Annotated in this window: 25 protein-coding genes; 9 read left to right on the top strand and 16 right to left on the bottom strand. The window is 64.8% G+C overall.

Annotation, left to right across the window (positions count from 1 at the left end; translation table 11 throughout):
• Window positions 1–215 precede the first annotated feature (215 nt).
• Both DVB37_RS26670 and DVB37_RS26665 read right to left on the bottom strand, forming a co-directional pair.
• The gene (locus tag DVB37_RS26670) at window positions 216–1,157 is read right to left on the bottom strand and encodes a LysR substrate-binding domain-containing protein (protein WP_162941291.1); all 942 of its coding nucleotides are present in this window, start codon (window positions 1,155–1,157) and stop codon (window positions 216–218) included.
• A 171-nt stretch (window positions 1,158–1,328) separates the two neighbouring features.
• Window positions 1,329–1,961, bottom strand: coding sequence for a LysE/ArgO family amino acid transporter (locus DVB37_RS26665; protein WP_120157217.1), 633 nt, complete (start codon window positions 1,959–1,961; stop codon window positions 1,329–1,331).
• Window positions 1,962–2,123: 162 nt separating this feature from the next.
• Between DVB37_RS26665 and DVB37_RS26660 the strand changes: the two genes are divergently transcribed.
• Both DVB37_RS26660 and DVB37_RS26655 read left to right on the top strand, forming a co-directional pair.
• Window positions 2,124–3,023: a LysR family transcriptional regulator ArgP gene (locus DVB37_RS26660; protein WP_104142614.1), complete on the top strand. Its 900-nt coding sequence runs from the start codon at window positions 2,124–2,126 to the stop codon at window positions 3,021–3,023.
• Window positions 3,024–3,043: 20 nt separating this feature from the next.
• A complete protein-coding gene (locus DVB37_RS26655; RefSeq protein WP_046803054.1) occupies window positions 3,044–3,535 on the top strand; it encodes a copper chaperone PCu(A)C in 492 nt (163 codons plus the stop codon).
• Window positions 3,536–3,560: 25 nt separating this feature from the next.
• Here the strand turns inward: DVB37_RS26655 and gdhA are convergent, their stop codons facing one another.
• A complete protein-coding gene (gene gdhA / locus DVB37_RS26650) occupies window positions 3,561–4,904 on the bottom strand; it encodes an NADP-specific glutamate dehydrogenase (RefSeq protein WP_205571594.1) in 1,344 nt (447 codons plus the stop codon).
• A gap of 483 nt (window positions 4,905–5,387) precedes the next feature.
• The gene (locus tag DVB37_RS26645; RefSeq protein WP_120157216.1) at window positions 5,388–6,176 is read right to left on the bottom strand and encodes an exodeoxyribonuclease III; all 789 of its coding nucleotides are present in this window, start codon (window positions 6,174–6,176) and stop codon (window positions 5,388–5,390) included.
• Between the two features lie 133 nt (window positions 6,177–6,309).
• On the opposite strand from DVB37_RS26645, the gene pyrE reads away from it, so the two are divergent.
• Window positions 6,310–7,008 (top strand): orotate phosphoribosyltransferase, encoded by a 699-nt coding sequence (gene pyrE, locus DVB37_RS26640; RefSeq protein ID WP_104142618.1) that lies wholly within the window; start codon window positions 6,310–6,312, stop codon window positions 7,006–7,008.
• 77 nt (window positions 7,009–7,085) lie between these two features.
• Here pyrE and gatB read toward each other — a convergent pair whose 3' ends face one another.
• From gatB to gatC, 3 genes are all read right to left on the bottom strand, one after another.
• Window positions 7,086–8,543, bottom strand: a complete 1,458-nt coding sequence (gatB, locus tag DVB37_RS26635; protein ID WP_046803058.1) for an Asp-tRNA(Asn)/Glu-tRNA(Gln) amidotransferase subunit GatB — start codon at window positions 8,541–8,543, stop codon at window positions 7,086–7,088.
• Window positions 8,544–8,656: 113 nt separating this feature from the next.
• Complete coding sequence (gatA, locus tag DVB37_RS26630) at window positions 8,657–10,183, bottom strand: Asp-tRNA(Asn)/Glu-tRNA(Gln) amidotransferase subunit GatA (RefSeq protein WP_046803059.1); 1,527 nt, start codon at window positions 10,181–10,183, stop codon at window positions 8,657–8,659.
• A gap of 3 nt (window positions 10,184–10,186) precedes the next feature.
• On the bottom strand, window positions 10,187–10,495 hold the full coding sequence (gatC, locus tag DVB37_RS26625) for an Asp-tRNA(Asn)/Glu-tRNA(Gln) amidotransferase subunit GatC (protein ID WP_046803060.1): 309 nt from the start codon (window positions 10,493–10,495) through the stop codon (window positions 10,187–10,189).
• A gap of 227 nt (window positions 10,496–10,722) precedes the next feature.
• Between gatC and DVB37_RS26620 the strand changes: the two genes are divergently transcribed.
• From DVB37_RS26620 to rodA, 5 genes are all read left to right on the top strand, one after another.
• Window positions 10,723–11,766, top strand: a complete 1,044-nt coding sequence (locus DVB37_RS26620) for a rod shape-determining protein (protein WP_006216320.1) — start codon at window positions 10,723–10,725, stop codon at window positions 11,764–11,766.
• Between the two features lie 84 nt (window positions 11,767–11,850).
• The gene (gene mreC / locus DVB37_RS26615) at window positions 11,851–12,735 is read left to right on the top strand and encodes a rod shape-determining protein MreC (protein ID WP_039882480.1); all 885 of its coding nucleotides are present in this window, start codon (window positions 11,851–11,853) and stop codon (window positions 12,733–12,735) included.
• The gene (mreD, locus tag DVB37_RS26610) at window positions 12,722–13,282 is read left to right on the top strand and encodes a rod shape-determining protein MreD (protein WP_006216318.1); all 561 of its coding nucleotides are present in this window, start codon (window positions 12,722–12,724) and stop codon (window positions 13,280–13,282) included. The genes mreC and mreD overlap by 14 nt, the downstream gene beginning before the upstream one ends.
• 15 nt (window positions 13,283–13,297) lie before the next feature.
• Window positions 13,298–15,226, top strand: coding sequence for a penicillin-binding protein 2 (gene mrdA, locus DVB37_RS26605; RefSeq protein ID WP_046803061.1), 1,929 nt, complete (start codon window positions 13,298–13,300; stop codon window positions 15,224–15,226).
• Window positions 15,223–16,359, top strand: coding sequence for a rod shape-determining protein RodA (gene rodA / locus DVB37_RS26600; protein WP_046803062.1), 1,137 nt, complete (start codon window positions 15,223–15,225; stop codon window positions 16,357–16,359). Before mrdA ends, rodA begins: the two co-directional genes overlap by 4 nt.
• A 59-nt stretch (window positions 16,360–16,418) precedes the next feature.
• On the opposite strand, the gene DVB37_RS26595 is transcribed toward rodA, so the two are convergent.
• The 5 genes from DVB37_RS26595 to argB form a co-directional block, all read right to left on the bottom strand.
• A complete protein-coding gene (locus DVB37_RS26595; RefSeq protein WP_104142623.1) occupies window positions 16,419–17,471 on the bottom strand; it encodes an Ldh family oxidoreductase in 1,053 nt (350 codons plus the stop codon).
• Between the two features lie 12 nt (window positions 17,472–17,483).
• The gene (locus tag DVB37_RS26590; protein WP_046803064.1) at window positions 17,484–18,977 is read right to left on the bottom strand and encodes a DASS family sodium-coupled anion symporter; all 1,494 of its coding nucleotides are present in this window, start codon (window positions 18,975–18,977) and stop codon (window positions 17,484–17,486) included.
• Between the two features lie 223 nt (window positions 18,978–19,200).
• Window positions 19,201–19,776, bottom strand: coding sequence for a nucleoid occlusion factor SlmA (slmA, locus tag DVB37_RS26585; protein WP_046803065.1), 576 nt, complete (start codon window positions 19,774–19,776; stop codon window positions 19,201–19,203).
• A gap of 56 nt (window positions 19,777–19,832) precedes the next feature.
• On the bottom strand, window positions 19,833–20,579 hold the full coding sequence (locus DVB37_RS26580; protein ID WP_104142624.1) for a pyrimidine 5'-nucleotidase: 747 nt from the start codon (window positions 20,577–20,579) through the stop codon (window positions 19,833–19,835).
• Complete coding sequence (gene argB, locus DVB37_RS26575) at window positions 20,579–21,481, bottom strand: acetylglutamate kinase (RefSeq protein WP_006216311.1); 903 nt, start codon at window positions 21,479–21,481, stop codon at window positions 20,579–20,581. Before argB ends, DVB37_RS26580 begins: the two co-directional genes overlap by 1 nt.
• Window positions 21,482–21,744: 263 nt before the next feature.
• Here argB and DVB37_RS26570 point away from each other — a divergent pair, with 263 nt between their 5' ends.
• The gene (locus DVB37_RS26570) at window positions 21,745–22,533 is read left to right on the top strand and encodes a MetQ/NlpA family ABC transporter substrate-binding protein (protein WP_046803067.1); all 789 of its coding nucleotides are present in this window, start codon (window positions 21,745–21,747) and stop codon (window positions 22,531–22,533) included.
• Between the two features lie 166 nt (window positions 22,534–22,699).
• Here the strand turns inward: DVB37_RS26570 and DVB37_RS26565 are convergent, their stop codons facing one another.
• The 4 genes from DVB37_RS26565 to DVB37_RS26550 all read right to left on the bottom strand — a co-directional run bounded on the left by DVB37_RS26565 (window position 22,700) and on the right by DVB37_RS26550 (window position 25,191).
• Entirely contained in the window at window positions 22,700–23,194 is a 495-nt protein-coding gene (locus tag DVB37_RS26565; protein WP_046803068.1) for a peroxiredoxin, read from the bottom strand.
• Complete coding sequence (locus DVB37_RS26560; RefSeq protein WP_046803069.1) at window positions 23,191–23,934, bottom strand: BON domain-containing protein; 744 nt, start codon at window positions 23,932–23,934, stop codon at window positions 23,191–23,193. Before DVB37_RS26560 ends, DVB37_RS26565 begins: the two co-directional genes overlap by 4 nt.
• Window positions 23,931–24,524, bottom strand: a complete 594-nt coding sequence (locus DVB37_RS26555) for a phosphoheptose isomerase (protein WP_006216307.1) — start codon at window positions 24,522–24,524, stop codon at window positions 23,931–23,933. Before DVB37_RS26555 ends, DVB37_RS26560 begins: the two co-directional genes overlap by 4 nt.
• A gap of 100 nt (window positions 24,525–24,624) precedes the next feature.
• A complete protein-coding gene (locus DVB37_RS26550; protein WP_120157215.1) occupies window positions 24,625–25,191 on the bottom strand; it encodes a YraN family protein in 567 nt (188 codons plus the stop codon).
• Window positions 25,192–25,236 lie beyond the last annotated feature (45 nt).

The following is a 25,236-nucleotide window of genomic DNA, read 5'->3' as shown; positions in this document are numbered from 1 at the left end:
TCTGCTTAATCGCTTACGCGAATCTGACCGCGCGGGGCTTTTCCGCGTAAATACCTAGTACGTATCTAGTGCGCGCGCACGGGGGCTGGGGGCTGCCGGGGCGCTGCGGCGCGCGCGGCTTGTCGTGGGTGGGCAGGCAGACAGCGGTGCTGGCGGCATCCTAGCCAGCGAGGAATGAAGGCGTGCGGAAATTCATTCCGCTCGGGGCTGGAAATTTATTCCTGTCCGGGCGGCACGCCGCGTGGTTCCTGGGCTGCCAGTTTGCAGACGTCTTGCAGCCATAGGGAAAACGCTTGGACCACGCTGCGCGGTGCACGCGAGGCCTCGGTGCAAAGGTAGTACTGCGATTCGCCGGGGATATCGATGTGGGTGACGCGCACGAGTTTGCCTTCGTCCAGCCATTCGGCCGCCAGGCTGCGGCGCGTCAGCGCCACGCCCTGGCCCGCGCGAGCAGCGGCCAGCATCATGCCCAGGTCCACCAGCCAGACGCCGCGCGACGGCTCGGGCCAGTCCAGGCCGGCCGCATCCAGCCACGGCCGCCAGGGTTCCATCGGGCAGCGCAACAGCTCGGCACGAGCCAGGTCTTCAGGGCGGTTGAACGGCCCGCGTGAGGCCAGGTAGGCGGGGGAGCACACGGCGAAGACCGGGTCGTCGGTGAGTTGGCGCGCGTGCAGCCCGGGGTACTTGCCGCTGCCGAACCGCACCCAGGCGTCCGCGTTGGGCGGCATGATGTCCAGGTACGGGATGGACAGCAGGATTTCCAATTCCACATCGGGATGCGCAGCGGTAAAGCCGGGCAGATAGGGAATCAGTACCTGACGGGCAAACGTGGGCGTGGACACGACGCGCAGCGGTTCGGGCTTGGGTTCGCCGCGCTGATGCAGCGACGCGTCGGACAGCAGGTCCAAAGCGGTGCGGACCTGGCTGAGGTAGTCGCGCCCGGCTGCGCTGAGGGTGGCGCCCCGGCTGCTGCGGATGAACAGCGACACGTCCAGCATGGCTTCCAGGGCAGCGATGCGCTTGCCGATGGCGCTGGCGGTGACAAAGAGTTCTTCGCTGGCGCGTTCAAAAGAGCCGAGCCGCGCCGCGGCTTCAAACGCCTGGATGGCGGCCAAGGGGGGCAGCCGCACATCTTTGGAAGGGGAAGGTCCGCGCATGATCGTCTGGCGGGCCGGCCGTGCGCCCGACGAAAGAGTGGCAACGGCGCATTATAAAAGTGAAGCGCGGTCGTCGCCCTTGACGTGAAGCGCGGTGGCCGCGCCTGGAGTGATGCGTGGTCGCGGTCCCTGAAGCGAAGCGGAGTCGTCGCCTTCGCGACCCCGCTCCGTTCAGATGCCCTTGATCGCCAGGCTTGCCGCCAGACCCGCCATGACCACGGCGATGACGCCATCCAGCACACGCCAGGCCGATGCGTTGGCGAAGAAGCGCGCGAACACGCGCGAGCCGATGCCCAGCACGGCCAGCCACAGCAGGCTGGCCGTGAAGGCGCCCGCCGCGAACGCCATGCGCGCGTCGTCAAAGCCATGCGCCAGCGAACCCACCACCACCATGTCCAGCCAGAAATGCGGGTTCAACAGCGAAAACCCCAGCGCGCCCTGCATCGCGGCGCGGCGCGACGGCACCACGTCGCGCGCGGCGGCAAGGCCACCTGTGGCGGTCCATGCGCGGCGTGCGGACTGCACCGCGTACCAAGACAGGAAGGCCACCCCGAACCAGAGCACGGCGGTGGTCAACCAGGGGAACCAGGCGGTCAGCGCTTGCAGGCCCGAGACGCTGGCAAAGATGAACACCGCGTCGATCAACGCGCAAATGGCGACCACGCTGAACAGGTGCGCGCGCATCAACCCCTGTCGCAGGATGAACGCGCTTTGCGCGCCCACAACGGCGAACAGACCCAGCCCGGTGGCCGTTCCGCTGGCCCAGGCAGTAAGAAAGAGGGGGGATGACAACGTGGCGAACATGATGCGAATACCTGTGACTGCTACGCCTGTGGCGGCGCTTTATTAAGGGTGCTAACTGAAGAATGCCGAACGCATTGCGCAGTTTGACAATCACGTATTTTCCCTTGTCACGCCGATGAAATACAGCTAATTTTCCTTTACTGAATTAAGGATAGCTAATCCATGAAAATCGACCATGGCAACCTGCGGGCGCTGGCCGCGGTGGTGCGCGAAGGCAGTTTTGAGCGGGCCGCGCTGTCGCTTAGCGTGACGCCGTCGGCAGTCTCGCAGCGCATCAAGGCACTGGAGGACCGCATGGGCCGCCTGCTGGTCCAGCGCACCGTGCCGGCCGCCGCTACCGCCGACGGCCAGGTGCTGGTGCAACTGGCCGAGCAGACGGCGCTGCTGGAACACGATGCGCTGAACCGGCTGGGCGTGTCGGACGACGACGTGCCGCACGCCAGCATCCCCATCGCCGTCAACCACGACAGCCTGGAAACCTGGTTTGTCGACGCTGCCTTGCAGTTCTCGCAGCGCACGCGGGCCACGCTGGACATGCTGTCTGAAGACCAGGACCACACTGCCGCGTTATTGCGCAACGGTTCGGTGCTGGGCGCCGTGACGACGCTGGCCGATCCCGTGCAAGGTTGCCGCATCCATTCGCTGGGCAGCATGCGGTATGTGGCGACCTGCACGCCGGACTTCCACAAGCGCTATTTCGCCCAGGGCGTCAACGCGCAGACGCTGGCGCAGGCGCCGGTGCTGGTCTTTAACCGCAAGGATGCGTTGCAGGCGCGCTTTGCGCACAAGATATCGGACCCGGCGCCGTGGCAGCCGCCGGTGTGGTGGGTGCCGTCCACCCGTGCGTTCGTGCAGGCCACGCTGGGCGGACTGGGTTGGACGATGAATCCACTGCCGCTTGTCCAAGAACACCTTGATGCCGGTCATCTGATGATGCTTCGCAGCCGCGCCTGGGAGGATGTGCCGCTGTATTGGCAACATTGGCGGGTAAACTCCGAGGCGATGCAAGCCTTGACCGATTCGGTTCTGTCAGCCGCCCGCAGCTTGGTCCGGCGGCGTTAACCCACCAGGAGGACACCCCTATGAACATCCGCAAGTTCGCACTCATTGCCGCCATTGGCCTGTGCACGGCCGGCTCGGCGTGGGCCAAGGACTACAAGGTTGGCCAGATCGAGGTCGACGACCTTTGGGTGCGCGCCTCGGCGCCGGGCCAGTCGAATGGGGCGGGCTACATGGACATCGACAACGATGCCAAGTCCGAGGACCGCCTGCTGTCGGTGACGTCCGACGCCGCCGAACGGGTCGAGCTGCATACCGTGCAGACCGAGAACGGCGTGTCGAAGATGCGTCAGGTGGAAGGCGGTATCGCGCTGCCCGCCGATACCGAGGTCAAACTCAGCCCGGGCGGTTATCACGTCATGTTCATCAAGCTGCGCGCGCCCTTCAAGGACGGCGCCACCGTGCCCGCCACGCTGAAGTTTGAAAAGGCCGGGGAAGTCGCCGTGCAATTCAAGGTCAAGCCGGCGTCGCATAACCCCGGCATGAGCCACGATCACGGTGCGATGAAGCACTAAGCACGACGCCGGGCCCGCGTCCAGGTCAGTACAGGCCTTGCTGGCGCATGGCGTCGGCAACCTTGACGAAGCCGGCGATGTTGGCGCCGTCCAGGTAGTTGACGTATTCGCGTTCGCTATGGCCGTGGCGCACGCAGTTCTCGTGGATGTCGCGCATGATGGCGTGCAAGCGCGCATCCACTTCTTCGCGCGTCCATGCCAGGCGCGCGGAGTTCTGCGCCATTTCCAGGCCCGACACCGCGACGCCGCCCGCATTGGTGGCCTTGCCCGGCGCGTACAGCACGCGCGCGGCGATGAAGGCCTTGGCGGCATCCAGCGTGGCCGGCATGTTGGCGCCTTCCGCCACGCACAGCACGCCATTCTTGATCAGCGTTTGCGCATCGGCCAGTTCCAGCTCGTTCTGGGTGGCGCAGGGCAGCGCCACGTCGACGGGGACGTGCCACGGTCGCTTGCCGGCTTCGTATTTCAGCCCGAATTGCTGGGCATAGGTGTCCAGGCGGCCGCGCAGGTCGTTCTTGATGTGCATCAGCGCGACCAGCTTTTCGTGCGTGAAACCGGCGTCATCGACCACGGTGCCGTTCGAATCCGACACGGTCACGACCTTGGCGCCCAGCGACATGGCTTTTTCGATGGCGTATTGCGCCACGTTGCCCGAGCCCGAGACCGACACGCGCAGGCCGTCGAACGACTTGCCCACGCGCTTGAGCATTTCCTCGGCGAAGTACACGGTGCCGTAGCCGGTGGCTTCCGGGCGGATCAGGCTGCCGCCAAAGGTCAGGCCCTTACCGGTGAAGACGCTGGCGGTCGAGTTCGACAGCTTTTTCATCATGCCGGCCATGAAGCCGACTTCGCGAGCGCCCACGCCGATATCGCCGGCCGGCACGTCGGTGTCCGGGCCCAAGTGGCGATACAGCTCGATCATCAGCGCCTGGCAGAAGCGCATGACTTCGGCGTCGGACTTGCCCTTGGGGTCGAAGTCCGAGCCGCCCTTGCCGCCGCCCATGGGCAGCGTGGTCAGCGAATTCTTCAGCGTTTGCTCAAACGCCAGGAACTTCAGGATGGACAGGTTCACCGACGGGTGAAAGCGCATGCCGCCTTTGAAGGGGCCGATGGCCGAGCTGTGCTGGATGCGGAAAGCGCGGTTGACCTGGGCCTGGCCACGGTCATCGGTCCAGCACACGCGGAACTGGATCACGCGTTCCGGCTCGACCAGGCGCTCAAGCAGGGCGTGCTCGGCGTAGTGAGGGTGCTTTTCGATGAAAGGCCACAGGCTCAGCATCACCTCTTGGACGGCTTGCATGAACTCGGGCTGCTGCGGGTCGCGCGCGGCGACGCCACGCAGGAAGTCGTCCAGACTCTGCACTTTCAACTTGATCTCCTCGGGGGTGCTACGAATGGGTGCGTCTTGCGCCATTGTGGGGCGCGGTTTGCTTGTTCTGGTGCATCGACTGCACCGTCATGGTGCGCAAGTGTATGGGAAATTTGTTGCCCTGCGCAAAGGGCCGGTGCTGCGGTAGAGCGTTGAAAAGAAAGCGCTTTTTTCTGTGTATAAACAGGGACGGATAACCGGGCGATATCGCGTTTTCGCGGCGGAATACGCGTTAAGGATCGCCCAAGTGTTGATTTCGTAGGGGATTTGTATATGTCCCCATTTTATATCGTGGTGTTGGCTTGGGCAGAAACATCGCCAAGCCCTGCAAACAAAGGGGTTTGGGGCGCGGCGGTGGGATACCGACCGCCGTCCGGTGGGGCTATGCGTCCCTAATTAATTTTTTCGTAAGGGACGCCAAAAGACCGCGGGTAGGGTCAAGCCGGCAGGGCGGGCACGCTTGGCGCGGCCCGCCCCAACGTATTACAGCGTGGCGTCGTAATCGATCGTCAGCGGTGCATGGTCCGAGAAACGCTCGTCCTTGTAGATCGCAACGTTGCGCGCGCGGGCGGCAATGCCCGGGGTGGCGATCTGATAGTCGATGCGCCACCCGACGTTCTTGGCCCAGGCCTGGCCGCGGTTGCTCCACCAGGTGTACTGGTCGGGCCGGTCATCGATGGTGCGGAACACGTCCACGAAACCGCGCTTGTCGAACACGTCGGTCAGCCAGGCGCGCTCTTCGGGCAGGAAGCCCGAGTTCTTCATATTGCCCTTCCAGTTCTTCAGGTCGATTTCCTTGTGCGCGATGTTCCAGTCGCCACAGATGACGAACTCGCGGCCCGTGGTCTTGTGTTCGTGCATCAGGGCATCGATCCAGGGGCCGAAGCGATCCAGGAACCGGTATTTGGCCTGCTGGCGTTCGTCGCCGCTGGAGCCCGAGGGCAGGTAGGCGCTGATGACGGACAGGTTCTTCCAGTCGGCGCGGATGATGCGGCCTTCGGGGTCGAATTCTTCGCAGCCCAGGCCGATGTTCACGCGTTCGGCGGCATCGCGCAGGTAGATGCCCACGCCGCTGTAGCCTTTCTTGACGGCATGGTGGAAGTGGCCGGTGTAGCCGGGCGGGTGACGCAGATCATCGGTCAGGTCCGCGTCGGCGATCTTGATTTCCTGAAGGCAAAGCACGTCAGCGGCGTGCTTTTCCATCCACGGTTGCAGGCCCTTGCGAAAGGCGGACCGGATGCCGTTGAGATTGATCGACGTGATGCGAAGCAAAGCGAAACTCCTGTAGAGCGGCCGCCAGGGGCCGGAACAATGCCAGGAATTTAACCGACTGGGCGGCAGGGGCAGGGAATAGCCCCGACAACGGATAAAATGCCGGGGTTTGCCATCCACCGGACTCACTCGCATGCCCGCCGCCGCTTCTTCCTCCCCGTCTCGCCCCACTTCCCTGGAATTTGTTCGCTTCGCGCTCGACGAAGGCGTGCTGCGCTTTGGCAGCTTCAAGGTCAAGTCGGGCCGGATCAGCCCCTATTTCTTCAATGCGGGCCTGTTCAACAGTGGCCGCGCGGTGGGCAAGCTGGCGCAGTTCTATGCGCAGGCGCTGCTGGATTCCGGCGTGCAGTTCGACATGCTGTTCGGCCCCGCGTACAAGGGCATTCCGTTGGCCACCGCAACGGCGGTGGCGCTGGCGGGCCACCCGGCGATGGACGGGCGTAACGACGTACCGTTCGCCTACAACCGCAAGGAAGCCAAGGACCACGGCGAAGGCGGCACGCTGGTTGGCGCGCCGCTTCAGGGCAAGGTCGTCATCATTGACGATGTGATCACGGCCGGCACTTCGGTGCGGGAATCGGTGGAGATCATCCGCAACGCGGGCGCCGAGCCGGCCGCCGTGCTGATTGCCATGGACCGCATGGAACGCGCGGGCCCCGACGACGCGCTGTCCCCGCATTCCGCCGTGCAGGACGTGGCCAAGACCTACGGCATTCCGGTGGTGGCGATTGCATCGCTGTCGGACATCATGGCCTTGCTGCAAGACGATGCCGCCTTCGCGGAAAACCGCGATGCCGTGCAGGCGTATCGCACGAAGTACGGGGTGAAGTAACGCTGCTGGGGTGGATGGCCGGCCGCGGCAATGCGCCGCGGCCTTTGGTAGGACTGATCCCCGTATGGGCTATCAGATCAGCCGCCCAGCTTTTCCTTGAGCAGGTCGTTCACTTGTTGCGGGTTTGCCTTGCCGCGCGCGGCCTTCATGATCTGGCCCACCAGCGAGTTGAACGCCTTTTGCTTGCCTGCCCGGTACTCTTCCACGATGGCCGGGTTGGCGGCCAGCACCTCGTCGATCATGGCGCCGATGGCGCCCGTGTCGCTGATCTGCTTCAGGCCGCGCGCGTCGATGATGGCATCCGCGTCGCCGCCGTTCTCGCCGGCCCACATGGCGCCGAATACTTCGCGGGCGATCTTGTTGGAGATCGTGCCGTCGATGATGCGGCTGATCAACGCTGCCAGCGCGGGCGCTTGCACCGGCGATTCGGCGATGGTCTTTTCGTCCTTGTTCAAGGCGGCGGACACCTCGCCCATGACCCAGTTCGCGGCCAGCTTGGCCTGGCCGGCCGGCAGGGCGTTGGCCACTGCCTGGAAGTAGGCGGCCAGATCGCGGCTGACGGTCAGCTGCGCGGCATCGTAGGCGGGCAGGCCGTATTCCGATTCGAAGCGGGCGCGCTGGGCTGCCGGCAGTTCGGGCATGGCGGCGCGCACCTCGTCGACCCAGGCGCTGGAGATCACCAGCGTGGGCAGGTCGGGGTCGGGGAAGTAGCGGTAGTCGTGCGCGTCTTCTTTGCTGCGCATGCTGCGCGTTTCGTCGCGGTCGGCGTCGTACAGGCGCGTTTCCTGCACCACCGTGCCACCGTCCTCGATCAGTTCGATCTGGCGGCGCGCTTCGTAGACGATGGCGCGTTCCAGGAAGCGGAACGAGTTGACGTTCTTGATCTCGGTGCGGGTGCCGAATTCCTTTTGGCCGACGGGGCGCACGGACACGTTGGCGTCGCAGCGGAACGAGCCTTCCTGCATGTTGCCGTCGCAAATGCCCAGCCACACAACCAGGCTGTGCAGCGCGCGCGCGTAGGCCACGGCCTCGGCCGCCGAGCGCATTTCGGGCTCGGTCACGATTTCCAGCAGCGGGGTGCCGGCACGGTTCAGGTCGATGCCGCTGGCGGGCGACCCATTGGCCAGCGTGAAGTCGTCGTGCAGCGATTTGCCGGCGTCTTCTTCCAGGTGGGCACGCGTCAGGTTGATGGTTTTTTCTTCTTCGCCGACGAAGAACGACAGCGAGCCACCCACCACGACGGGCAGTTCGTACTGGCTGATCTGATAGCCCTTGGGCAAGTCGGGGTAGAAGTAGTTCTTGCGCGCAAAGACCGAGCGCGGCGCGATGGTCGCGCCCACCGCCAGGCCGAAGCGGATGGCGCGTTCAGCCGCGCCCCGGTTCATGACCGGCAGGCTGCCCGGCAACGCCAGGTCGACCTCGTTGGCATGCGTGTTGGGCGCCGCGCCGAATTGCGTGCTGCTGCCCGAAAAAATCTTGGAGTCGGTGGAAAGCTGGGTGTGCGTTTCCAGGCCGATGACGATTTCCCAGTTCATTATCTGTAGTTCCAATCAGTAGAGCCGCGGCTGCGATGCCAGCGGCGCCGGGCCGCCCGAAACGCCGGCGGTCCCCTGGGGGGAGCGCGAACGTTGGGGGCGTGTGGGCATCATCACAGCGGGGACCGCTTGTGCCAGTCCGTCACTTGTTGGTAGCGGTCGGCGATGGCCAGCAGCCTGCCTTCGTCGAAGTAATTGCCGATGATCTGCAAGCCGACGGGGCGCTTGCCGTTGTCGCCGCCAAAGCCGCACGGGATCGACATGGCGGGCAAGCCTGCCAGGCTCACGCCCAGCGTGTAGACGTCGGCCAGCCAGTCGGCGGTGGGGTCGTCGCGGTTGTCGCCGATGTTCTTGGCGACCGACGGCGTGACGGGGCCCATGATGACGTCGCACTGGCCGGCGTAGGCGCGCTGGAAATCCTGCGCGATCAGGCGGCGCAGGCGTTGCGCTTGCAGGTAGTAGGCGTCGTAGTAACCGTGGGACAGCACGTACGTGCCGATCAGGATGCGGCGCTTGACCTCGTCGCCGAAGCCTTCGGCGCGCGAGCGGCTGATCATCTCGTTCAGGTCGCCGTACTGCTCGGTGCGGTGGCCGTAACGCACGCCGTCGTAGCGCGCCAGGTTGCTGGACGCTTCCGCCGGGGCGATGACGTAGTAGGCGGGGATGGCCAGTTCCGTGCGCGGCAGCGACACGGGCACGCGCACGGCGCCCAGCGCTTCGAACTGCGCCAGCGCGGCTTCCACCGCGGCGGCCACGTCGGCCGCGAGGCCCGCGCCGAAATACTCTTCGGGCACGCCGATGCGCAAGCCCTTCAGGGGCTGGCTGCCGGCGCCGTCGAACGTGGCTTGCGCGGCGTCGAAGTCGCGGCGCACGCGGCCGGGTTCGTTGACGGCGCCATCGCATTTTTCAAGGCTGGTGGCATCGCGCGGATCGAAGCCGCTGATGACGTCCAGCAGCTCAAGCAGGTCGCGGCTGCTTTGCGCCAGCGGGCCGGCCTGATCCAGGCTGGAGCCGAACGCCACCATGCCATAGCGCGACACGGTGCCATACGTGGGCTTGATGCCGCTGACGCCGCACAGCGCGGCGGGCTGGCGCACCGAACCGCCGGTGTCGGTGCCGGTGGTGGCCGCCACCAGTCGGGCGGCGACCGCGGCGGCCGAACCGCCGGACGAACCGCCCGGCACGGCCGCGTGGTCCCAGGGGTTTTTCACCACGCCGTAGGCCGAGTTCTCGTTGCCGGAACCCATGGCGAATTCGTCGCAGTTGAGCTTGCCGATGGACACGGCGCCCGCCGTACCCAGGCGTTCGACCACGGTGGCGTCAAACGGGCTGACGTAGCCGTCCAGCATCTTGCTGCCGGCGGTGGTGCGCCAGCCACGGGTCACGAACGCGTCTTTGTGGGCGATGGGCACGCCGGCCAAGGGGCCGGCCGACCCCGCGGCCAATGCGGCGTCGGCGGCGCGCGCCTGGGCCAGCGTCAATTCAGCGTCAATATGTAAAAAGCAATTCAGGCCGCTGGCCGCATCGGCGGCCGCCAAGGCGCTTTGCGCCAGTTCGACGGCGCTGACCTGGCGTTGGGCGAGGGCCGCGCGCAAGGCGGCGATCCCCTCGAATTGGGTATGCAAGGCGGGTTTTGTCATGGCTTAATCGAGGACTTTGGGGACCAGGAACAAGCCTTCCTGGGCGTCGGGGGCGTTGGCCAGCAGCGCCTCGCGGCGTGTTTCCGAGCTGGCCTCGGTCACGGCGTCTTCACGCAGGCGCAGCACGATGTCCTCATGGGCGGACAGGGGGTGGGCCAGCGGTTCGACGCCTTGGGTGTCGACGGACTGAAGCCGTTCGATCAAGTGGAGAATGCCGTTGAGTTCGGCCTGCGCAAGGGTGCGCTGGTCGGGGGTCAGTTCGATTCTGGCCAGCCGGGCAATGCGGGCCACATCTGTGTCATTGAGCGCCATAGGGATTGCAAAATCGATAAGCGAAGGCCGAAGGGCGGGACCGGGCAGTATGTATGCGCCGATCCCGTTACAAAGCTTGAATAGCCTGCATTTATGCGCTATTTCCGGTGAAATTATAAGTTATGATTCACGGTTTAATCGCCGTGATGACAGGCGGACCCGACCTTTTTCGGGCCAAACGCCCCATGGCATGAACCCAATTCCCCCCAGAATTTAGCTGAGCTCCCATGTTCGGATTCCTGCGCAGTTATTTTTCCAGCGATATGGCGATTGACCTCGGTACCGCCAATACGCTGATTTACGTCCGCGGCAAGGGCATCGTGCTCGATGAGCCCTCCGTGGTCGCAATCCGTCATGAAGGCGGGCCTCACGGCAAAAAGATCATCCAGGCCGTCGGCCACGAAGCCAAGCAGATGCTCGGCCGAGTTCCCGGCAACATTGAGGCCATCCGGCCCATGAAGGACGGCGTTATCGCCGACTTCACGGTCACCGAACAGATGCTCAAACAGTTTATTCGCATGGTGCACCCCCGCAACATGCTGGCTCCCAGCCCGCGGATCATCGTCTGCGTGCCTTGCGGTTCCACCCAAGTCGAACGTCGCGCCATCCGTGAATCGGCGTTGGGCGCGGGCGCCTCGCACGTCTTCCTGATCGAAGAACCCATGGCCGCGGCCATCGGCGCCGGCCTGGCCGTGTCCGACGCCAGCGGCTCCATGGTCGTCGACATCGGCGGCGGCACCACCGAGGTGGCAGTCATCTCGCTGGGCGGCATGGTCTACAAGGGTTCGGTGCGCGTGGGCGGCGACAAGTTCGACGAAGCCATCGTCAACTACATCCGTCGCAACTACGGCATGCTGATCGGCGAACCCACGGCTGAACTGATCAAGAAGGAAATCGGCTCGGCATTCCCGGGTTCCGAAGTCCGCGAAATCGAAGTCAAGGGCCGCAATCTGGCCGAAGGTGTGCCGCGCAGCTTCACGGTCTCGTCCAACGAGATCCTGGAATCGCTGACCGACCCGCTGAACCAGATCGTGTCCGCGGTGAAAATCGCGCTTGAGCAGACCCCGCCGGAACTGGGCGCCGACATCACCGACAAGGGCATCGCCCTGACGGGTGGCGGCGCGCTGCTGCGCGACCTGGATCGCCTGCTCCAGGAAGAAACCGGCTTGCCCGTCGTGGTGGCCGATGATCCCCTGACCTGCGTCGTGCGCGGTTGCGGCGAAGCGCTGGAACACCTTGAGAAACTGGGCGCCATCTTCATCAACGATTAATACCGCCCGCCAGCCCGGAGCCCCGCTTTTTTTCGGCTCCGGCCGCTGCGGGGGCTTCGGACGCGGGCGCCCGGGCTGAGATTCATGCAACGACAAGGGACCCCCCCTTTATTCAGGCGCGGCCCACCCGCGGAGGTGCGGCTGGTCGTTCTGGTCGTCCTGGCGTTGGCCCTGATCATCATCGATTCGCAATGGCGCATGCTTGAACCGGCGCGCCGTACGATCGCCGTGGCGCTTTACCCCTTCCAGCGCGCCGTCATGGCGCCGCGTGACCTGGTGCAACAGGTCAACGAATGGGTCAACGCGGCCAATCTTATCCGCAGTGAAAACGAAGCCTTGCAGCGCCAGCGCATCGAGCTGGCCCAGGTGGCGTCGCACGCCGCCCAGTTGGCCGCCGAAAACGCCCAGCTGCGCCGCCTGCTTGGCGTGACCGATACCGTGGCGCAATCGGCCGTGGTGGTCGAAGTCATGTACGAACCCACCAATGCCTTCACGCAGCGGCTGGTGTTCAACAAGGGCAGCAAGGCCGGCCTGGCGCCGGGCATGCCGGTGATCGACGAAGGCGGCGTGGTCGGCCAGATCGTGCGCGTGACGCCGATGACGGCCGAGGCCGCGTTGGTCACCGACGAGCAGGTGTCGATCCCCGTGCAACTGCTGCGCAACGGCTTGCGGCTGATTGCATTCGGCGGCAATTCGCCCGGCAAGATGGAAGTTCGTTACCTTGCCGCCAATGCCGACATCAAGGAAGGCGATACTATCGTCACCAGCGGCGTGGGCGGCCTGTTCCCCGCCGGACTACCCGTGGCCAAAGTGACCTCGGTCGAACGCGACACCGCCTCCGGTTTCGCTCGCGCCGTGTGTGAACCGCTGGCCCATCCCGAACGCTATCGCCACTTCCTGGTCTTGCAGGTGGATGTGGCGCGCGCCGAGTCCAACCGTCAGGAGGTCGATTCCGGTGGATCGGACTAATTCTTCGCAACCCAGGCGCCGCCTGGGTACGCCCAGCAACGTGCACCCCGACCGGCTGTCCGGTCCCGCGCACGGTGTGTTTGTGTGGGGCACGGTGCTGCTGGTGTGGCTGGTGTCGTTGCTGCCCTGGCGCCTGTGGCAGGGCGCGCCGGACGTGCTGCTGCTGATCATCGCCTTCTGGTGCGTGCATGAGCCGCGCCGCGTCGGCCTGTTCACGGCGTTTTTCTTCGGCTTGCTGATGGATGTGCACGACGCCGGCATGCTGGGCGAACACGCGTTGTCCTACACCCTGGTCGCCTATGGCGCCGTGGTGCTGCATCGCCGCCTGCAACGGTTCGACCTCTGGAGCCAGGCGATGCACATGCTGCCTGTGTTCTTCGTGGCGCGTTTCCTGACGCAGATCATCCATGCCTGGGTCGCGGGCAAGTGGCCGGGTTGGGATTGGTGCATCAGCGTGGCCATCACGGCCGCCCTGTGGCCGTTGGCGGGTTGGGTTTTGCACCTGCCGCAGCGCGGTGCCGACGACGCCGAATCTTCCTCCGCCTGATGGCGGCGTCGCGTCATGTTTGAATTCAAGAAAACCGGCCAGCAGCAAAAGCAGCGCTTCCGCCTGCGCGCGTGGGTGGGCGGCGTGTTTGCGCTGCTGTGCTTTGGCGTGCTGGTGGGCCGGTTCTGGTATTTGCAGGTGGATCGCTACGAAGGTCTGTCCGAACGCGCCGATCGCAACCGTATCGCCGTGGTGCCGATTCCGCCGCGGCGCGGCGAGATCCTGGACCGCAACGGCGAAGTGCTGGCGCGCAACTACCGCACCTACACGCTGGAAGTCGTGCCGGCCCACGCGGGCAACATGAACGAATTGTTCGAACGGCTGACCGAAGTGGTCTACATCAGCCCGACCGACCAGCGCCGCTTCAAGCGCCGCGCCGCCGAGTCCAGCCGCTACGCCAGCCTGCAACTGCGCAACAACCTGAACGAAACGGAAGCCGCGTGGTTCGCCGCGCACGCCTTCCAGTTTCCGGGCGTCGAGCTGCGCGCGCGCTGGGTGCGCGAATATCCGCAAGGCGTGTCGGCCGCGCACGTGGTGGGCTACATCGGCCGCATTGCCGAAGGCGACAACGAAGAGCTGGAACGCGCCGGGCAACTGGGCAACTATCGCGGCACCGATGTCATCGGCAAGAAGGGCATCGAGAAAACCTGGGAAGAGCAGCTGCATGGCCGCACCGGGCTTGAAGAAGTCGAAGTGACGGCGGGCGGGCGGCCCATGCGCACGCTGCGGCGCATCGACCCGGTGCCGGGGTCCGACATCATGCTGTCCATCGACCTGGGCCTGCAAAAGGTGGCCGAGGAAGCGTTTGAAGGGCAGCGCGGCGCCCTGGTGGCCATCGACCCCGACACGGGCGAAGTGCTGGCCTTTGTGTCGCAACCCTCGTTTGACCCGAACCTGTTCGTGGACGGCATCGACGTTGACAACTGGCGCATGCTGAACGAATCGCCCGACCACCCGCTGATCAACCGCCCGCTTTACGGCACCTACCCCATCGGGTCGACCTACAAGCCCTTCGTGGCCCTGGCCGCACTGGAACTGGGCAAGCGCCGCGCCACGGACCGCATCTCGGACCCTGGCTACTACGAATTCGGCGGACAGAAATTCCGCAACGCGGGGGGCGCGGCCTACGGCATGACCGACATGCACAAGGCCATCGTGGTGTCGTCCGACACGTATTTCTATTCGCTGGGCCCCGAGATCGGCGTGAACGCGCTGCACGACTTCACCAAGCAGTTCGGCTTTGGCCAGATCACCGGCATCGACCTGGAAGGCGAAAAACGCGGCGTGCTGCCGTCCACCGACTGGAAGCGCGCGGCCTACAAAGACAAGGACCGCCAGCGCTGGTACGCGGGCGAAACCATTTCGGTTGCCGTGGGCCAGGGCTACAACGCGTTCACCTTGCTGCAACTGGCGCAGGGTACGTCCACGTTGGCCAACAACGGGTTGTTCCGTCGCCCGCACCTGGTGCACGCCGTGCGCGACCCGCGCAGCGGTGTGGCCAAACCCACCGAGTCCACGCCCGACTACCGCATTCCGCTCAAGCAGGCCAATGTGGATGTCATCAAGAATGCCATGGCGGACGTGGTGCGGGCGGGCACCGCGCGCCGCGCGTTTGCCAATGCGCCATACCAAGCGGCCGGCAAGACGGGCACCGCGCAGGTGTTCAGCCTGCGTGGCGGCCATTACCGCGCCAGTGCCATCGACGAACGCCTGCGCGATCACGCGCTGTTCATGGGCTTCGCCCCACTGGAACACCCGCGCATCGCCCTGTCGCTGATCGTCGAGAACGCCGGCTGGGGCGCCAGCGTGGCCGCGCCCGTCGCGCGCAAGGTGTTCGATTATTGGCTGGCCAAGGACCGCCAGGACAAGATCGTGCGCCCGGAACGCGCCGACCCCCTGGCCTCGGTCGAAACCATTACCTCTGACGTGGTGCGCCAACAATGAAGCGCCTGGGCCTTATCCTGCTACGCGTCTTCACGGCGTTCGACTGGCCGCTGCTGGCCATCCTGATGATGTTCGCGGCGCTGGGCTTGACCGTCATGCATTCCGCCGTGGGCGGCACGGACTGGCGGTTCGCCGAACAGTCCCGCAACTTCATCATTGCGTTCTTCGCCATGTGGATCATGGCGCTGATTCCGCCCAAGTGGCTGATGAAGCTGGCGCTGCCCTTCTACGTCGTGGGCGTGGTGCTGCTGCTGGGCGTGGAGTTCTTTGGTGAAACCAGCAAGGGCGCGACCCGCTGGCTGAACCTGGGCGTGACCCGCATCCAGCCGTCCGAGATGATGAAGATTGCGGTGCCGATGATGCTGGCCTGGTATTTCCAGCGCCATGAAGGCGCCGTGCGCATCCGCGACTTCCTGGCCGCCGCCGCGATGCTGGCCGCGCCTTTCGCGTTGATCGTGCTGCAACCCGACCTGGGCACGGCGCTGCTGGTGTTTGGCGCCGGTTTCTTCGTGATCTATTTCGCGGGGCTGTCGTTCAAGCTGCTGGTGCCGGTGATGCTCGCCGGCATCATCGCCATTGGCACGCTGGTGTATTACGAAGACCAGTTGTGCGAGCCGGACGTAAGCTGGGTGGTGCTGCACGATTATCAAAAGCACCGCGTCTGCACGCTGCTCAACCCCAGCTCGGACCCCTTGGGCAAGGGCTTTCACACCATTCAGTCCATGATCGCGGTGGGCTCGGGCGGCGTGTATGGCAAGGGCTACATGAAGGGCACGCAGACCCACCTGGACTTCATTCCCGAACGCACCACCGACTTCATCTTCGCCGTCTACGCCGAGGAATTCGGCCTGTACGGCGGCATCGCCATCCTGGTGCTGTACGGCCTGATGATGGCGCGCGGGCTGACCATCGCGTCCCGCGCGGCCTCGCAGTTCGGGCGGCTGCTGTCAGGCGCGCTGACGATGATGCTGTTTATCTATGTGTTCGTGAACGTCGGAATGGTCACGGGTATCTTGCCCGTGGTGGGTGTGCCCCTGCCGTTCATGAGTTACGGCGGGACGGCGTTGTTCACCATGGGCATCGCTTTCGGCATCATGATGAGCATCAGCCGCCACCGCTCCGTAAAAGCCTGACGCCCCGATAGCGGGGCGTCAGAGGTGCGGTCGTGCTTGCGGCAATGCGCCTGTCCCGCTCAGCCAGGCAATGCGTCCGGCACACCCAGTTCAATGGCCAGCGTCGTCAGCCCGTCCCAGATGCGGCTGTCGAACTCGATTGAATCCGCATTGACGGCGCGGTTGCGGGCTTCGTACTCGCCCGGATACTGCACGCTTTCCACGCCGGGTTGCGGCTTGCAGGCGTGCAGGTAGTCGATGAACGCGCCGACTTCCATCGACCGCCAATCCGTATTGAAATCCACCTGCGGGTCCAACAGTAGCGCAAACATATTGTTCGTCGCCACGCCAATGCGCGGGTGCTGCGGCTGGATCGTGCCGCCGCCGGACAACACGCCCGCCAGCAACTCGGCCACCAGGCCCAGCGCATAACCCTTGTGGCCGCCAAAGGGCAGCAGGGCGCCCGGCGGGTCGGCGAACAGCGCATTGGGGTCCGTCGTGGGGTTGCCCTGGGCATCGATCAACGACCCCGGCGGGGCCTTTTCGCCCTTGGCCGCCAGCACGCGCGCCCGGTTCACGGCGATTGAACTGGTCGCCATGTCCACGATGAACGGCGGACGGCCACCGGGTAGCGGGCCGGCAAAGCACAGCGGATTGGTCGTCAGGCACGCCTGCGCGCCGCCGAACGGCGCCACGGTGGGCGAGCGGTTGATCACGTTGGTGAAGGCCAGCAGGATCAAGCCCTTGGCCGCAACCATTTCCCCAAAGTGGCCCATGCGGCCCAGGTGGTGGCTGTGGCGCAGCGTCACGATGCACTGCCCGTGTTCCTGCGTGCGTTCGATGGCCTTTTCGATGACCGCCTTGCCCACGTACTGGCCCAGGCCGTGGTGGCCGTCGTAGGCCAGCATGGCGCCACGGTCATTGACCAGTTCAGGCCGGCCGTCGGCCTGCGCCAGCCCTTCGGACAGGACGCGGCGGTAGTTCGTCAGGATGGACAGGCCGTGGCTGGTGTAGCCGACGCGGTCGGACTCCACCAGGTGTTCGGCCACGTCGCGCGCGATATCTTCCGGCACGCCTTGCGCCATCAGTACGCGGCGGCCGTATTCGTTGGCTTGGGCTAAAGAGAGTTTCATGATGCGTTCTCCTTACAGCCAGCCGAGCCAGCGCCAGTAGGTCATGCCCATCAGCAGCATCAGCAGGTAGCCCACGATGGTGACGATGATGCCGACTTTCGCGAACTGCTTGGCGTTGAAGGTTTCCGTGCCCAGGCACACCATGTTTTGCGGCGCGTTGATCGGCAGGATGAAGCCATAGCTGACGACAAAGCCCAGCAGCATGGTCATGCCCAGCCGGCTGAATTCGCCGGGCAGCGTGGCCAGCACCGAGATCAGGATGGGCAGCATGGCCGACGTCAGCGCGGTGGCGCTGGCAAAGCCCAGGTGGATGACGATCAGGAACGCGGCCAGCACGGCGAAGATGGCCAGCGGACCCAGGTGATCCAGCCCCGTGTGCGCCACGACCTGGTTGCCCAGCCATTGGCCGGCTTGCGTCGTCAACAGGGCGGTGCCCAGGCTGATGCCCACGCCGAACACGATCACGGTGCCCCATGGGATACGCGATTGCACGTCCTTCCATGTCATCACGCCAAAGCGCGGCAGCATCAAGAGAACCAGGCCGAAGTAGGTGGTCGACGTGGTGTCGAACTTGTGCAGCTTGCCTTCGGTCGACCAGAACAGCAGCAGCATGATCGACACGGCCATCAGGCGCTTTTGCGCGCCGGTCATCGGGCCCAGTTCAATCAGCGACTTTTCGACGGCTTCCTTGCCCCCGGCGATGCTGTCGCTTTCCGGCGGCAGCAGCTTGAGCACCACCACGATGAGCACGGCCGACATGATCAGCGACCACGGTGCGCCCGCGATCAGCCAGTCCGACCACGCCACGCGTTCGCCCAGCATCTTTTCCATGAAGCCGACCGTCAGCAGGTTTTGCGCGGCGGCGGTCTGGATGCCCACGTTCCAGATGCTGGTGGCCTGCGCCACGATGATCATGATGCCGGCGGCGATGTTGGACCGCTTGTCCACGCCGAACGCGGCGATGACGCCCATCATGATCGGCACCACGGCGGCGCTGCGCGCGGTGGCGCTGGGCACCACCAGGCTCAGCACGATCGTCACGGCGATACATCCGATCAGGATGCGGCGCGTGCTGGTGCCCACTCTCGACAGCGTGACCAGCGCAATGCGCCGGTCCAGCCCGGTGAAGGTCATGGCGGCGGCAATGAACAGGGCGCCGGTCACCAGCGCCAGCGCCGAGTTCGCGAAGCCCGTCAGCGCCATGCTGATAGCGGCCGAGGTGCCGTACAGCACATTCGGGTCTTTGATTGTCGGAGCCGTGCCCAACAGGAAAGCCATCAGCGTCGTGATCATGATCGCGCTGGCTTCGTAAGACACGGCTTCGGTAATCCAGACCACCACGGCGAATGCCAGGATTGCCAGCATGCGGTGTCCCGCGACCGGCAGGTCGGCGGGCAGGGGCATCAGCAATACCCCGATCATCACCACGAAACCGGCGATTAGTCCGATGGGAATTTTTGCTTTTTGGGGTGCCTGTGAGGCAGGGACGGCGGCTGGCGCGGTCATATCCATCTCCGGTTGAGGTCAAACCGTCGACACACTCCCCGCGAGCACGGGTTTGTTCAATTCGATGTGTCGACGCTACAGGACGATCGTGACGGCATTGAGGAAAACCCGCATTGATATGGATCAAGCCGATGAAGATTTCGGCTTGAGAAAACCCACCTGGCGCATTATGCTCGCGCGCCCTGTTGCGCCGCAAGCACGGTGCGGCCGACCAAGCCCGCAATCAACCCAGCGCCAGCCGCAGTTGTTCGTCCAGATGCAGCGTGGGTGCCACCCGCCAACCGCTCTGGGCGTAGCGCAGCCAGCGGCCCAGCACCAGATGCGTCAGCAGGCTGGCGTGCGCCGCGACGTTGGCGTCCGCGGGCAGCCCGCCGTCGGTGATCGCGATGCGCAGCGACTGCTTCAGCGACGTTTCGATGCGGTCATTGATATGGTTGATGCGCTCTTGCAGCCGGTTGTCTTCCGTGACCAGCGCGTCGCCGGTCAGCACCCGCGTCATGCCCTTGTTGCGTTCGGAGAACGTCAGCAGCATGGCAACGGTCTTGTGCGCCTGGGGCACGCCGTAGGGTTCCACGGTGGCAATCTGGTTGACCAGCGTGAAGATGCTGGTCTCGATGAATTCGATCAGCCCTTCGAACATCTGCGCCTTGCTGGCAAAGTGCCGGTACAAGGCGGCCTCGGACACTTGCAGACGCGCGGCCAGCGCAGCCGTGGTGATGCGGGAAGCGTGCGGCTGCTCCAGCATTTCGGCCAGGGTCTGCAGAATCTGGGTCTTGCGCTCGCCGGGTTTGCTCGCCATGGAAGGGACTGCTCTCGCGCAGGCTTGACGGTGAAGGGGGAGGGAGGAGCGCGCCGCTATCCCCGCAGGGGACGCCGGCGTAACAACAAATCACTGACGGAGTTTACCCGCAAGTCGACATAGGGCGGACGATGCGAACGACCGCGCGAGAAGGGGGTGCCAGGGTGATACACGTGCACGGTGCGCACGCCGACGCGGCGCGCGCCGCGCAGGTTGGCCAGCGTGTCTTCGACCAGCACGGCACGGTGGGCGGGTACGCCTTCGCGGGCCAGCACATAACGCAGCAGCGCGGGCGACGGCTTGGGGCGGAATTCGCCATGCAGCCGCATATGTTCAATGGCCCACAGGCTGTCGAACTGCCGCAGGATGCCCAGGCGTTCCAGCACGGAGCGGGCGTAGCGCAGCGGCGCGTTGGTCAGCAGCACCTTGCGGCCGGGCAGCTGGCGCAGTTTGTAGGCCAGCGCCTTTTCGCCGCGCACCAGCGGGTTGACGTCAAAGTCGTGGCTGCGGTGCAGGAAGTCGTGCGGGTTGACGCCGTGGTGGCGGACCATGCCGATCATCGTGGCGCCGTAACGCTGCCAATACTTGCGGCGCAGGTCGTTGGCGGTGTCGACGTCCACGTTCAGCGCCTCGGCCACCGCCATGGTCATGCCCAGGTCTATCTTCGGGAAGATGGCGTGCGAGGTGTCGTGAAGCGTGTTGTCCAGGTCAAACAGCCACAGGCGTTCGGAAACGCCCGTGGCCATGCGGCGCGAGCGGCGCATACGCACCGCCGGCCGTAACAGCAGACGTTGAGCTCGCATCAATGCGAGCTGATCATCGTGCCCACGCCTTGGTCGGTCAGGATTTCAAGCAGCAGGCAGTGCGGCACGCGGCCGTCGACGATGTGAACGGAATTCACGCCGTTCTTGGCGGCATCCAACGCCGACGAGATCTTGGGCAGCATGCCGCCCGAGATGGTGCCGTCGGCGAAGAGTTCGTCGATGGTCTGGGCCGACAGGCTGCGCAGCAGCTTGCCCGCCTTGTCCAGCACGCCCGGGGTGTTGGTCAGCATCAACAGCTTTTCGGCGCCCAGCACTTCGGCCATCTTGCCGGCGACGACGTCGGCGTTGATGTTGTAGGCGGTGCCGTCTTCGCCATAGCCGATGGGCGAGATCACGGGAATGAACTGGTCGTCTTGCAGGGCCTTGACCACGGCGGGCTCAACCAGCGTGATGTCGCCCACGAAGCCGATGTCGATGGGTTCGGCGGGGTTGTCCTTGTTGGCCATCAGTTTTTTCTGAGCCTGGATCAAGCCACCGTCCTTGCCGGTCAGGCCCACGGCCTTGCCGCCGACCTCGTTGATCATCATGACGATGTCTTGCTGGACCTGGCCGCCCAGCACCCATTCGACCACTTCCATGGTCTCGGCATCGGTCACGCGCATGCCCTGGATGAAGGTGCCCTGCTTGCCGATGCGGCGCAGCGCGTCGTCGATCTGCGGACCGCCGCCGTGCACCACCACCGGGTTCAGACCCACCAGCTTGAGCAGCACGACATCGTGCGCGAAGCTGCGCTGCAAGCGCTCTTCCGTCATGGCGTTGCCGCCGTACTTGACCACGATGGTCTTGCCGTGGAATCGTCGGATATACGGCAGTGCTTCAGACAGCACAGCGGCTTTGACAGCGGGGGACGAAACGGCAGCAGGGTCGGGGGTGTCGGTCATGGCAGCTAAGTCGGCAAATATGTATGAGTGGTTAGAAAAAATGCCTGCACAACATCGCGTTCGAAACGCGGTAGCGCAAGCATACGACGGATTGTAGTACCCACGCGTTTCATATGCCTAAAACCCATGTCCATATGCCCGACAAATAACCGGCATTCAGGTAAATTGGGGCGTTTTCGAGACGCGAGGCCCCCGCAAAAGGGGGGCAAATCCGCACCGGTCGGGGTATCGGCCCCCATTTCTATTCATAAAAGAGGCAAGCCATGCGTTTGAACTTCGTCCGCGCCGCCCTGGCGGCATCGGCCTTCCTGGTGGCGGCCAACGCCGCCCATGCAGAAAAAGTGGTGGTGGGCGCCACGCAGGTCCCGCACGCCGAGATCCTGGAAGTGGTGAAGCCGCAGCTGGCCAAGCAGGGCGTCGAGCTGGACATCAAGGTGTTCAGCGATTACGTGCAACCCAACCTGCAATTGGTGGACAAGCAGCTGGACGCCAATTTCTTCCAGCACAAGCCGTATCTGGACACGTTCAACAAAGACCGCAAGGCCACGCTCGTGCCGGTCGCGCTGGTGCACGTCGAGCCCTTCGGCGGCTACTCCAAGAAAATCAAGAGCCTGGCCGACCTCAAGGACGGCGCCACCGTCGCCATCCCGAACGATCCGTCCAACGGCGGGCGTGCGCTGGTGCTGCTGCAAAAGCAGGGCATCATCAAGCTGAAGGACGCGTCCAACATCCTGGCGACGGCCGCCGACGTGGTCGACAACCCCAAGAAGCTGAAATTCCGCGAACTTGAAGCCGCCATGCTGCCGCGTTCGCTGGACGACGTGGACCTGGCGCTGATCAACACCAACTACGCGCTGGAAGCCGGCCTGGTGCCCACGAAGGACGCGCTGTTCATCGAAGGCGCCGATTCGCCTTACGCCAACATTCTGGTCACCCGTTCCGACAACAAGGACGCGCCGGGAATCAAGAAGCTGGTCGACGCGCTGCACTCGGCGGACGTGAAGAAATTCATCCAGGAAAAGTACAAGGGCGCGGTCATTCCGGCGTTTTAAGCCTGAGAGGCGGCTCCTGGTTCCGTTGCAGGTTCCGGGTTTGCCGGCCGAGCGAATGGGCTCGGCTGGCCGCAAGCAAGCTACCTCCAATGAAACCGCGCCAATGAAAAACCGCCCTCGTGGGCGGTTTTTTGTTCAAGCCGGGGAAGGCCGCAGAGCCGGGCGATCAACCCGCCGCCAGCGCCTTTTCCACGGTGGCGTGGAACTCAGCCACATCGTATTCGCCCAGATAGCGCTTGATGATGTGCCCCTGCTTGTCGATCAGGAACGCCGTGGGCGTCAGCCGGATGTCGCCAAAGGCGCGCGCGATGTCGCCCTTGGTGTCCAGCGCCACCGGGAACGGCAGCTTGCGCTGGTCCGCGAAGTTCAAGACGAAATTGGGCGGATCGTAGTTCATGGCGACCGCGATGGCCTCGTAGCCCTTGGCGGCGTATTCCTTATAGGCGGCGATGGTTTCCGGCATCTGCTTCACGCAGGTGACGCAGCTGGTCGCCCAGAACTTGACCAGCACGACCTTGCCGCGCAAGTCCTGCATCGAGAAGGTTTTGCCTTCCAGCGTGGTGAACGAGACGTCGGGGGCGGTCTGGGCGGGGCGCCAGACGAACCAGGCGCCGATACCAACCGCCACCAGGACGGCGAGGGCTACGATGGCTTTTTTCATTTGATAGGCATGGCTTCAACGCCATTGCTGGTGCCGGCCGCGTTGTTGTCGCTGGGTGCTGCGCCGGCGCCGCTTTGGATAGGCGCTTTGGTTTCTGTGGAGGCGTCCCGGGTGCTGCTGTTGGACAGCCGGATGGCTTCTTCGCGGCTGATGGTCTCGAACAGTTTAACCACCTTGGCCACGCCGCCCACATCCGCCGTGGCGTTGGCGGCGTATTCGCCTTCGGCCTGGGTGACCTTGCCCATCAGGTAGACGACGCTGTGGTCGGTGGTCAGGGCGATGGTGCCCGATGGCACGTACTTGGTGTTGATCAGCGCGGTCTTGACCTTGGAGGTCAGCCACGTGTCGTTCGAACGCGTGCCAAACGAGGCGATGGGGCCGACGTTCAGCTGGTTGATGACCTGTTTGACGTTCTCGATGCCCTGGGCGATGGTGGTCGCTTCGGCTTTGGCCTGCTCGGTGGGCACATCGCCCGTCAGCAACAGGTGGCCGCCATAGGCCATGGCATTGACGCGGGCGGTGTCGCCCAGCTTTTGCGAGATCTGGCTTTGCGCCTTGAAGGCCATGTTCTGGTCTTCAAGCTGGATACCGGAAGTGCGGCGGTCCGTGACCACGACCGCCGTAGTGGCGGCCGCGCCGCCTACGATCAGGGGCGCGCAGGCCGTCAGCGAGAGCGCCGCGGTGGACAGCGCCGCGGCGAGCATCAGGGGGCGAACCGCGGTTCTGACGTCAGAAATCATTCGGTGTCTCCAAGCAAAAGAGCGTCAATGCCGTCGCACAGTGCGTGCAGCAGCAGAATATGGACTTCCTGGATCCGCATGGTGCGGTCGCTGGGAACACATAGATGGACGTCCATCGGCGTGATGAGTTCCCCCATGACGCCGCCGCCCTTGCCGGTCAGGGCCAGCACGTGCATTTCGCGCGAGCTGGCGGCTTCCATGGCGCGCACGACGTTGGGCGAATTGCCGCTGGTGGAAATCGCGACCAGCACGTCGCCGGCCTGGCCGAACGCGTTGACCTGGCGTTCGTAGATCTCGTCAAAGCCGTAGTCGTTGCCGACGGCGGTGAGGATCGAGGTGTCGGTATTGAGCGCGATGCCGGCCAGTGGCAGGCGTTCGCGTTCGAAGCGGCCCACCAGTTCGGCGATGAAATGCTGCGCGTCGGCTGCCGAGCCGCCGTTGCCGCAAGCCAGAATCTTGCCGTTGTTCGCCAGGGCGCCGAACAGCACGTCGACCGCCACTGCCAGCGGTTCCGCCAGGACGTTCATACTTTGTTCGCACGCAGCCATGGCGTCGCGAAAGTGCGACGTCATACGAGAGGTCATATCCATGGGCGCGATTATCTCACGCGGCAGTCGCGCTGTTCTGTCCAGGCGTAACGACTGTGCGGCAGGCCGTTACCGGCCCGGGTCGCGGTGGCGCCGCCAGCGTCTAGGGAAGGGAAAAAGCGCCTTGCAGCCATTGCGGCCGGCCGGCGTCGAACACCACCGCGTCAAAGCGGGCGGGGGGCGTCACGCCCTGGAAGTGGCGGCGGGCAAGTTCGGGCAGCCAGTGCGCCGCCGCGCGCGCCAGCCGGGCTTGCTTGGCGCGGCCGATGCTGGCGGCGGCGCCACCAAAACGGGACAGGGCACGCGCGCGCACTTCGATAAAGACCAGCGTGCCGCCGTCGCGCATCACCAAGTCCAGCTCGCCGGCGCGCGTCCACAGGTTGCGCGCCAGCAGCACCAGGCCGCGCGCCTGCAACCAGCGCAACGCCGCATCTTCGTGCTGATCGCCCTTGCGCTGCATGGGCGAGCGGCGCTGCGGCGTATCTGCGGGCATGCCGCCGTGCGGGTCGGCGCCCGGGTCGGTGCCCGGGTCGACACCCCGGTCGACACCTCGGTCAGCGCGCCGCCCGGCAGCCGGGCGCTTAGAGCCCGCCCGACGACGGCGCTTGTCCGCGCGGTGTCGTGCAGCCAGTGCCAGATCGCAGGCCAGGCGCAAGGTCTCATCCGTCATGCGGGCTCCTGGTATGGCGAGGTTGGCGGCTACACTGACATGGTT

It is taken from the genome of Achromobacter sp. B7 (genome assembly GCF_003600685.1).
Classification (GTDB): Bacteria; Pseudomonadota; Gammaproteobacteria; order Burkholderiales; family Burkholderiaceae_B; genus Achromobacter; species Achromobacter spanius_B.
This window is presented reverse-complemented; position numbering and strand designations above follow the sequence as displayed.

Excerpts from the sequence above, each read along its gene's own strand:
- DVB37_RS26570 (WP_046803067.1), top strand. The coding sequence starts at position 21,745 with ATGCGTTTGAACTTCGTCCGCGCCGCCCTGGCGGCATCGGCCTTCCTG.
- rodA (WP_046803062.1), top strand. The coding sequence starts at position 15,223 with ATGAAGCGCCTGGGCCTTATCCTGCTACGCGTCTTCACGGCGTTCGAC.
- DVB37_RS26620 (WP_006216320.1), top strand. The coding sequence starts at position 10,723 with ATGTTCGGATTCCTGCGCAGTTATTTTTCCAGCGATATGGCGATTGAC.
- DVB37_RS26560 (WP_046803069.1), bottom strand. The coding sequence starts at position 23,934 with ATGATTTCTGACGTCAGAACCGCGGTTCGCCCCCTGATGCTCGCCGCG.
- pyrE (WP_104142618.1), top strand. The coding sequence starts at position 6,310 with ATGCCCGCCGCCGCTTCTTCCTCCCCGTCTCGCCCCACTTCCCTGGAA.
- DVB37_RS26670 (WP_162941291.1), bottom strand. The coding sequence starts at position 1,157 with ATGCGCGGACCTTCCCCTTCCAAAGATGTGCGGCTGCCCCCCTTGGCC.
- gatA (WP_046803059.1), bottom strand. The coding sequence starts at position 10,183 with ATGACAAAACCCGCCTTGCATACCCAATTCGAGGGGATCGCCGCCTTG.
- DVB37_RS26655 (WP_046803054.1), top strand. The coding sequence starts at position 3,044 with ATGAACATCCGCAAGTTCGCACTCATTGCCGCCATTGGCCTGTGCACG.
- DVB37_RS26660 (WP_104142614.1), top strand. The coding sequence starts at position 2,124 with ATGAAAATCGACCATGGCAACCTGCGGGCGCTGGCCGCGGTGGTGCGC.
- argB (WP_006216311.1), bottom strand. The coding sequence starts at position 21,481 with ATGACCGACACCCCCGACCCTGCTGCCGTTTCGTCCCCCGCTGTCAAA.
- DVB37_RS26580 (WP_104142624.1), bottom strand. The coding sequence starts at position 20,579 with ATGCGAGCTCAACGTCTGCTGTTACGGCCGGCGGTGCGTATGCGCCGC.
- DVB37_RS26550 (WP_120157215.1), bottom strand. The coding sequence starts at position 25,191 with ATGACGGATGAGACCTTGCGCCTGGCCTGCGATCTGGCACTGGCTGCA.
- mrdA (WP_046803061.1), top strand. The coding sequence starts at position 13,298 with ATGTTTGAATTCAAGAAAACCGGCCAGCAGCAAAAGCAGCGCTTCCGC.
- DVB37_RS26665 (WP_120157217.1), bottom strand. The coding sequence starts at position 1,961 with ATGTTCGCCACGTTGTCATCCCCCCTCTTTCTTACTGCCTGGGCCAGC.
- DVB37_RS26565 (WP_046803068.1), bottom strand. The coding sequence starts at position 23,194 with ATGAAAAAAGCCATCGTAGCCCTCGCCGTCCTGGTGGCGGTTGGTATC.
- mreC (WP_039882480.1), top strand. The coding sequence starts at position 11,851 with ATGCAACGACAAGGGACCCCCCCTTTATTCAGGCGCGGCCCACCCGCG.
- gatC (WP_046803060.1), bottom strand. The coding sequence starts at position 10,495 with ATGGCGCTCAATGACACAGATGTGGCCCGCATTGCCCGGCTGGCCAGA.
- gatB (WP_046803058.1), bottom strand. The coding sequence starts at position 8,543 with ATGAACTGGGAAATCGTCATCGGCCTGGAAACGCACACCCAGCTTTCC.
- DVB37_RS26595 (WP_104142623.1), bottom strand. The coding sequence starts at position 17,471 with ATGAAACTCTCTTTAGCCCAAGCCAACGAATACGGCCGCCGCGTACTG.
- slmA (WP_046803065.1), bottom strand. The coding sequence starts at position 19,776 with ATGGCGAGCAAACCCGGCGAGCGCAAGACCCAGATTCTGCAGACCCTG.
- DVB37_RS26590 (WP_046803064.1), bottom strand. The coding sequence starts at position 18,977 with ATGACCGCGCCAGCCGCCGTCCCTGCCTCACAGGCACCCCAAAAAGCA.
- DVB37_RS26555 (WP_006216307.1), bottom strand. The coding sequence starts at position 24,524 with ATGGATATGACCTCTCGTATGACGTCGCACTTTCGCGACGCCATGGCT.